This is a genomic window from Alcanivorax sp. HI0044, from assembly GCF_001634945.1.
This window is the reverse complement of sequence record NZ_LWEZ01000260.1, coordinates 1-1,200: the sequence shown is the minus strand read 5'-3', so window position 1 is coordinate 1,200 and position 1,200 is coordinate 1. Positions and strand designations below refer to the sequence as shown.

Annotated in this window: 1 protein-coding gene; it reads left to right on the top strand. The window is 62.4% G+C overall.

The genetic code is table 11. The features are described 5' to 3' along the window. Window positions 1-56: 56 nt before the first annotated feature. A partial coding sequence (locus tag A3730_RS03255; protein ID WP_063537469.1) for an FAD-binding oxidoreductase occupies window positions 57-1,200 on the top strand: 1,144 nt, incomplete at its 3' end.

The following is a 1,200-nucleotide window of genomic DNA, read 5'->3' as shown; positions in this document are numbered from 1 at the left end:
AAGTCAGCATGAAGCCGTTTCAAGCCCCCGGTTAGACCCGTTCAGGAGACCTGTTGATGACTGCCCTTGCCCATGCTGCACTGGAGCAACTGACTGATTTGCTTGGCAATCGCTGCCTCACCGACCAGGAAAGCGCAGAACGCTACGGGGTCGACTGGACCAAAGTCTGGGCACCGGCCCCCTGCGCCGTGGCACTGCCCGAGACTGCGGAAGAGGTGCAACAGATCGTCGAAATCGCCAACGAGCATGGTCTGCACCTGGTGCCGTCCGGGGGCCGCACCGGCCTCTCCGCCGGGGCCGTGGCATCCAACGGCGAGCTGGTAGTGGCCTTCGATCGCATGAACACGATCCTGGAGTTCAACGAATTTGACCGCGCTGTCACCGTGCAACCCGGCGTGGTCACCCAGCAGCTGCAGGAATTCGCCGAAGAGAAGGGCCTGTTCTACCCGGTGGATTTCGCTTCCGCCGGCTCCAGCCAGATCGGCGGCAACATCGGCACCAACGCCGGCGGCATCAAGGTGATCCGCTACGGCATGACCCGCGACTGGATCACCGGCCTGAAAGTGGTCACCGGCAAGGGCGAACTGCTCGACCTGAACAAGGGCCTGATCAAGAACGCCACCGGTTACGATTTCCGCCACCTGTTTATCGGCTCCGAAGGCACCCTGGGCTTTGTGGTGGAAGCCACCGTCAAACTCACCCGCCAGCCAAAAGACCTGACGGCCCTGGTACTGGGCGCCCCGGGCTTCCGGGAAGTGATGAAAATCCTGCACGCCTTCCAGCAGGACATCGACCTGACTGCCTTCGAATTCTTCTCCGACAAGGCCATGGCCCACGTACTGGCCCACGGCGTGCCCAAGCCCTTCGAGACCGAGTGCCCGTTCTACTGCCTGCTGGAATTCGAGCAGCTTTCCGAGCAGGTCGGCGAGCAGGCCATGGCCATCTTCGAGAAATGCGTGGAAGAGGGCTGGGTGCTGGACGGCGTCATGAGCCAGTCCCTGCAGCAGCTGGACCAGCTGTGGCAGCTGCGTGAGCGCATCTCCGAATCCATCGCCCCGCACACCCCGTACAAGAACGACATCTCCGTGAGCATCGCCAAGGTGCCGGACTTCGTGGAAGACGTGGACACCGTGGTGCAGGACGCCTACCCGGATTTCGAGATCGTCTGGTTCGGCCACATCGGCGACGGCAACATGCACC